Below are 5812 nucleotides of genomic sequence, written 5' to 3'. Positions count from 1 at the left end.
GGCCCGGTCTGTTATAAAAAGGTTCTGGCGGAAAGGAATGAACAGCATGGGGCAACGGATGAGTGTGGAGGAGTACCGGAAGGCCAGGAAGCCGCGGAATAAATATCGGAACCGCAAGATTGAAGTGGATGGCATTGTCTTTGATTCCATCGCAGAAAGCAGATATTACGAGCAGCTGCAGTGGCTCCAGGAATACGGGGAAATCCTGTTCTTCCGGATCCAGCCAAGGTACTTGCTGCAGGACGGCTTCAAAAAGGATGGCAAGACTCATAGAAAGATAGAGTACATTGCAGATTTCGAAGTGCATCACAAGGATGGCAGCATCGAAGTGGTGGACGTGAAGGGCGTCAAGACGGACGTTTTTCGTATCAAGGAGAAGATGTTTCACAAAAAATATCCGCACAAGCTGTCGATCGTGAAGTATGAGGGAGGGCAGTTTGTGGAGGTTTAGGGGGAAAGGCGATGATTCCGCGCTGGATGATCGAACGGAGGGCGGTAACACGTGAGGCCGAGCAGCTGGTCATTGCTACTGGTGGAGAACGTGGCGCAGTAGACCATTAAGCCGCACCAAAAAATATATGAAAAGAGGAAGAATAATGGATCTAAATAAAATGGTAGTTGAAAGTTTAGCAAGAATGGAGAAAGAAGGAAAGGTTCAACAGATCGTGGATAAACATGTTGAGTCAACAGTAAACGACATAGTGAAGGATTTATTCGGCAGCTGGAGCGACTTTTCAAAAGGACTGAAAGAAAGCGCCAAGCAATCTATGAAAATCAATTTTGACGACTTAAATTTGTCTTCATATAACCATTTAATTCTGCAGGCTATAAAAGATAAGTTGGATGATGAAATCAACAATCAAGGCATCGCTCTTATAAAGACCGAGATTGAGTCTTTATTGTCAGATCCGAAACGTGAATATAAGCTGTCTGAACTTGTTAAAGAACTGACTAAGGAAATTGAAGACTTAGATGATCTTGGATATGAAGAATGTCATGAAATGTCTCTTCATGTTGAGGACACATCATACGGTTCTACCTGGATCGCTTTCGATGCAAGAGAAGACATTGATGAGTATAGCTGCAAATACAGACTCCTGGTTAACACAGAAGGCAAAGTCTATCTGGTCAAAATCAATGAGGAAGAATATAGCAATAAGAAATCTATAGAAAACTTTGATGTTAAAGCCTTCATGAGAGGTCTTCATGGGTTAGAAGAAACGCTATTCAAGATGTACGTAAGTGGTGCCAAGCTCATTATTGATGAAGATAATTGCGAAACGGAAATATCTAATCCTGAATACGACTAATTCGCAGTTTGACCATAAAGCACAGAAAGGAGCCAATCCATGAAACTAGTCAGCTGCAGCCAATGCCATCAAGCCTGGCCGATAAATAGGACAGCAGTTGTCGCTGGGAAAAGGGTTTGTGGGGAGTGTAAACAAAAAGGAAAGGGGTGAAAGGTTGTGGATAATGCAAATCCGTTGCTCCAGATTTCAAAGATAGCGAATCAACTTCCTTCCTCAGTGATTGCGGACATTCAGAGAAGGTCCGGAGATTGGTTGGCGAGTGGCGGGAAAGAGGACGATCCATACATTTGGCAGCAACTTAAATATGCACAACGGGTAGTACAGTTCTTGGAAAAATAAAAAAGCCAGGATTCCTCCCGGCTTAATCACTCTGACAAGTTGATTATACCATATGCGGGAGGAATCTTACTATGAGACTACAAGATATTGAAATACCTAGTACAAATAGACTAGAAATTGATATACTGGATATACCAACCAATTGTGTGATCGTTATCTCAGATGGCAAGGCAAAAGTGAGAGAGCTTCCGCCTTTTGGGGAGTACAGAATCGTGACGCATCAAGGGAAAGTGAAGCGAATGCGTAAGGAAGAGGGAGAAGAGTTTTGAAAGAAATAATTAGCATAGTAAAGGACCTTGAAAAAGTAAAAATTTTTGTTCCCTTAATAACAGGAATCACAGTCTTTATATTAACATCCCTTTATAACCATTTAAAAGATAGGAAAATGTATATAAAATCACTCGATACCGAATTGTTGATTCACAGAGGGAAAAGAGCCTTTGTGGAACCGGTTAATAATAAAATCAATAATGGGCAACATAAATTGTTGATGTCTAAGAGGTATGTAGAGGCTAAAGAGGATAATGATAAAAAGCATGAAAAGCAGAGATCGGAGTTTTTATTAATAGAAAATACTACTAAAAACAAGATTTACAATATAAAAATAACAAACAAACTGATGATTAATGGTAAAAAATTCACAGATCACTTCGTTCAATTTTATATGGAAGGCGGGGAAGTATTTTATATTTTTCTTCCGTTTAGAAGCGAAAACGATGATAAGTCACCATTTTTGAAAGCAGTTGTTAAGTATAAAACGTTAGCTGGAACGAGGTATTCTATCTCTTATAAGGTATTTGAAAACAGGAGGTTGCGATCGAAGTTTCACGGGATCAGAATTAAATGCAGGATTATATTATGGTTTATCCCTATTCCTGTGGAATTCGATGCATATCAAAGAAAATATAATACTCAAAGTAAGGTTTTAATGAAGAAGTAGTCCCTCCGGCCAACCGGAGGACAGCGATTGAGTACTGCTTTTTGATTTCATTGTACGTTAAAACACGTGAGACCAGGATATTTACACATCAAGGGAAAGTGATGCATATGAGAAGGAAAGAGGGAGAGGGATTTTGAAAGAAATTATTATTGAGATTTTTAGAACCATAATAGTTCCACTTACTATTGGTTTAGGATCTATGTATTTTGGAAGTAAAATCAATGAATCAAAGAATGTTAAAAATGAAAAAGTCGAAAGGGAGAAGCAAGAAGAATTATTATACCTACGACTGCAGAAGTTAAGTGATTCTCTTTATAAACGTAGATCTTTATTAGAAAATGCTCAGAGCCTCAAAGATGAAATTAACGGTATACAAGAAGGGAGTATTGAATATTCTACCGATGAATTTCAGGGACTTAGTAAATCGGAACATTTGGAACAACTCGCTTCCAATTTACTTGATATAAATACGTTTTCATTTATAAGTAACGCAGAAGAGGTTGCCTCAAGTTTTAAAAAAGTTAAATTATGTCCATATGATAAACTCTCTTCAAAAAAACGCTTAGATTGCTTAAAGATATTAGAGACAGATGGGAACTTAAAGTTATTAGATGGCAAGCTAACACTTATAGAAGAATTAACTATTGATATAAAACCTAAATACGAATAGTCCCCCTGGCCAACCAGAGGACAACGATTGATAACAGCGATTTGCTGTGTCATTTGTTGTCCTCTTTTTATTTTCTGGAAAAAGGAGATGAAGCATTGAACAAGGCGATGAGGGAGCAGCTGAAAGACTGGCAGAAGGTTAATGAAGCATCTCAGAAAAAGCCGCAGAAGCGCCGTGAGGAGGTCTTTACGGATGCGGATATGCGATACCTTATGGGGACCGGAATGCCGAGGTACAGGAGATACAGGGGATCGTTTAGGCAGAGATAATAAAGGGGGTCCTATTATGCCAAATTGGGCAGATAAGTTAATTCAGGAGTATTCAGACGGCAGGAAAGAATTAAATAAGCTACTCGACAGTTTGGATAAGGAAAAACCTGCAGATCGAGAGGATCGTAAAATGATTAATAGCATGATTGATGATATGGGCTTTACGATTGAGTGGTTGGAGACAGGTAAGCAGCCAGGGACATATCGAGGTGTAGATAAGAGATTGGCTTATCAGCGGAACGCAATAGAAAGCATGGAAGTCATTCCAGATATCACTTGCCAACTAGATGACATAAATGAAAAGCAATTATTCATGACGAGCGAAGAAAAGATAATATTAAACGATATTCTATCGTCATTTTCTCTTAGGGAAAGGCAGTGTTATATACTTCATACGGCGCAAGGAAGAAGTATGGGGCAGATTGCGGATGAAATAGGCGTGAGTAAGGCAACAGTCCAGATGTACATTAAAAGAGCAAGAGAAAAAGTGAATCAAAGAGTCAGCAAAGCCGCCTCATAAAAAAGAACCAGGCATAAACCTGGTTCCAATCATTTATTGGTTTTTTCGAATTCCAAGACGATCTTTTAATGCAAACTGCAGCAACTGAGAAAAATTGATGCCTTCTGATTCGGCTGCATCATTTAACCATTTCGGGATGGTCAGAGTTTTCTTGATAGCCTTGTTTTCGAGCTCATCACGAATATAGTCGGTCCATGCTTCCACCACGACAATAAAGCGTCCTTCTGACAGCTTAATGTCGTTAGGTCGGGAGGGAGCAGGTATTGACTCGCCGTCTTCTTCCATTCCATACAAAAAACCTTCTAATGCATCTTTCGCCATGCGAACAGCTTCTTCCATATTCGAGCCTTCCGTAATACACCCAGGTAAATCGGGGAATGTCACCGTAAACCCTTCAGAACCATCCGTTCCGGCATCAAAAATAGCAGGGAACAAATATTTAGCCATATATATAAACCTCCTTAGCAGGGGGCTAGCGAAGCCCCGCCTGCTTTAGTATTGAGTTTGTAGTGCCGAGTTTAAGGTCTTTTCTTGGATGTGGTACCGTTACAGTTCCTTTTTTCGTTGGATGTTTGAAATGGTGATGGCTTCCAACGACTCTAACTATGTACCATCCGTCTTGCTTAAGTATTTTTATCATTTCTCTTGATGATATTTTTCTCTCCTCCCTCCTTCTAATTATATTATAACACGTGTAATTTATACGTGTCAACGATAATTATTGAAAGAAACAGTGGGCAAAAACTTCATCTGTCATACGTTTGTCATACGAAGTCACTATATATGAAGGGGGATTATAGGGGGATGTTCCGCGCCCTTTGTCTTTCTCTCTTGCATAATTGTTATTACGTGCGCCATCCTTCGGTGGCGTTTTGCCATATATACAAATAACCTCTTTGATCTTATATTTAATTCAAGGAGGTGGTTAAATGCCAGAAATACATTTATTTAGTCCAGATATGGTGAAACCTTTTGAACCAGTATCAGTAGTATTAACAATCGTTGGATTAGTAGGTATTTGCTTATGTTTAGCCTTGAAATTAATAAAGTCTGATCTACTAAAAAGGATATTAGCAATAGTGTTCTCGGTAATCCTAGTTGCGGTTTGTTTAGAGGCATTTGTTAATATATCATTATTCAACAGATAGAAGGGAAATATCTCCTTTTGGCGAAAATATAAGCAAAGGGAGATGAGAAAATGAAAATTTATAATTACAGTGTTATGAAGATTAATGGCGCATTAACCGATGCAACGCCAATGGCGAAATTAGAGGAGCATTTGAACTTACAAGGAGAGGATGGCTTCAGGTTATGTGCTGCTATTCCTCAAATGTATGAAGGCTCTACAGAAGCAACAGTATTAATATTTGAATCAGAAGATGAAGTTGAGGACTAATTGATCAAGCATCTCCTCGAGGGATGCTTTTTTCTATGCGTAAAAAACAAAGGGGGTAGGTGAGATGCGGTGAAACTAACTGTAAAACAACAACGATTTGCTGATTACTATATAGAGACTGGTAATGCAACAGAGGCATATTTGAAGGCTTATCCAAATGTAAAGAAAGAGGCAACTGCAAGAGCAAATAGCAGCAGGTTGCTAACAAATGCTAACGTATCTGCTTATATAGCAGACCGAATGGAAGAACTAAAGTCTGAACGTGTTGCTGATCAGCAAGAGATCCTAGAAACTTTAACAGCGGTGTTAAGAGGAGAGGCCCAGGGCGCTGCATTAGTAGGCATGGGAATGGGCGAACAATACATGAA

The 5812-nt window shown here is 39.3% G+C and carries 13 protein-coding genes; 11 read left to right on the top strand and 2 right to left on the bottom strand.

The annotated features are described in order from the left end of the window. The 8 genes from AC0TWI_RS00415 to AC0TWI_RS00380 form a co-directional block, all read left to right on the top strand. Positions 1 to 451, top strand: a 451-nt coding sequence (locus AC0TWI_RS00415) for a DUF1064 domain-containing protein (protein ID WP_488124362.1), incomplete at its 5' end; no start/stop codon positions are given. Positions 452 to 596: 145 nt separating this feature from the next. Then, positions 597 to 1310 carry a hypothetical protein gene (locus AC0TWI_RS00410; protein WP_488124361.1) on the top strand — a complete coding sequence of 238 codons (714 nt, stop codon included), beginning with the start codon at positions 597 to 599 and terminating at the stop codon, positions 1308 to 1310. Positions 1311 to 1466: 156 nt separating this feature from the next. Continuing rightward, positions 1467 to 1649 (top strand): DUF6877 family protein, encoded by a 183-nt coding sequence (locus AC0TWI_RS00405; RefSeq protein ID WP_488124360.1) that lies wholly within the window; start codon positions 1467 to 1469, stop codon positions 1647 to 1649. A 71-nt stretch (positions 1650 to 1720) separates the two neighbouring features. Next, a complete protein-coding gene (locus AC0TWI_RS00400) occupies positions 1721 to 1918 on the top strand; it encodes an XtrA/YqaO family protein (protein WP_488124359.1) in 198 nt (65 codons plus the stop codon). After that, the gene (locus tag AC0TWI_RS00395) at positions 1915 to 2589 is read left to right on the top strand and encodes a hypothetical protein (RefSeq protein ID WP_488124358.1); all 675 of its coding nucleotides are present in this window, start codon (positions 1915 to 1917) and stop codon (positions 2587 to 2589) included. The genes AC0TWI_RS00400 and AC0TWI_RS00395 overlap by 4 nt, the downstream gene beginning before the upstream one ends. Before the next feature lie 133 nt (positions 2590 to 2722). After that, a complete protein-coding gene (locus tag AC0TWI_RS00390) occupies positions 2723 to 3259 on the top strand; it encodes a hypothetical protein (protein ID WP_488124357.1) in 537 nt (178 codons plus the stop codon). Positions 3260 to 3354: 95 nt separating this feature from the next. Beyond that, entirely contained in the window at positions 3355 to 3528 is a 174-nt protein-coding gene (locus tag AC0TWI_RS00385) for a hypothetical protein (RefSeq protein WP_488124356.1), read from the top strand. 16 nt (positions 3529 to 3544) lie between these two features. Then, entirely contained in the window at positions 3545 to 4048 is a 504-nt protein-coding gene (locus tag AC0TWI_RS00380) for a sigma-70 family RNA polymerase sigma factor (RefSeq protein ID WP_488124355.1), read from the top strand. 33 nt (positions 4049 to 4081) lie between these two features. Here the strand turns inward: AC0TWI_RS00380 and AC0TWI_RS00375 are convergent, their stop codons facing one another. Together AC0TWI_RS00375 and AC0TWI_RS00370 are read right to left on the bottom strand one after the other, a co-directional pair. Further along, entirely contained in the window at positions 4082 to 4495 is a 414-nt protein-coding gene (locus AC0TWI_RS00375) for a type II toxin-antitoxin system HicB family antitoxin (protein WP_488124354.1), read from the bottom strand. Between the two features lie 25 nt (positions 4496 to 4520). Continuing rightward, a complete protein-coding gene (locus AC0TWI_RS00370; protein ID WP_488124353.1) occupies positions 4521 to 4688 on the bottom strand; it encodes a type II toxin-antitoxin system HicA family toxin in 168 nt (55 codons plus the stop codon). A 289-nt stretch (positions 4689 to 4977) separates the two neighbouring features. On the opposite strand from AC0TWI_RS00370, the gene AC0TWI_RS00365 reads away from it, so the two are divergent. From AC0TWI_RS00365 to AC0TWI_RS00355, 3 genes are all read left to right on the top strand, one after another. Continuing rightward, complete coding sequence (locus AC0TWI_RS00365; protein ID WP_488124352.1) at positions 4978 to 5196, top strand: hypothetical protein; 219 nt, start codon at positions 4978 to 4980, stop codon at positions 5194 to 5196. A 50-nt stretch (positions 5197 to 5246) separates the two neighbouring features. After that, entirely contained in the window at positions 5247 to 5444 is a 198-nt protein-coding gene (locus tag AC0TWI_RS00360; protein ID WP_488124351.1) for a hypothetical protein, read from the top strand. A gap of 69 nt (positions 5445 to 5513) precedes the next feature. After that, on the top strand, positions 5514 to 5812 hold a 299-nt coding region (locus AC0TWI_RS00355), incomplete at its 3' end, for a terminase small subunit (protein WP_488124350.1).

This window comes from Lederbergia sp. B243.17 (assembly GCF_057657925.1).
This window is presented reverse-complemented; position numbering and strand designations above follow the sequence as displayed.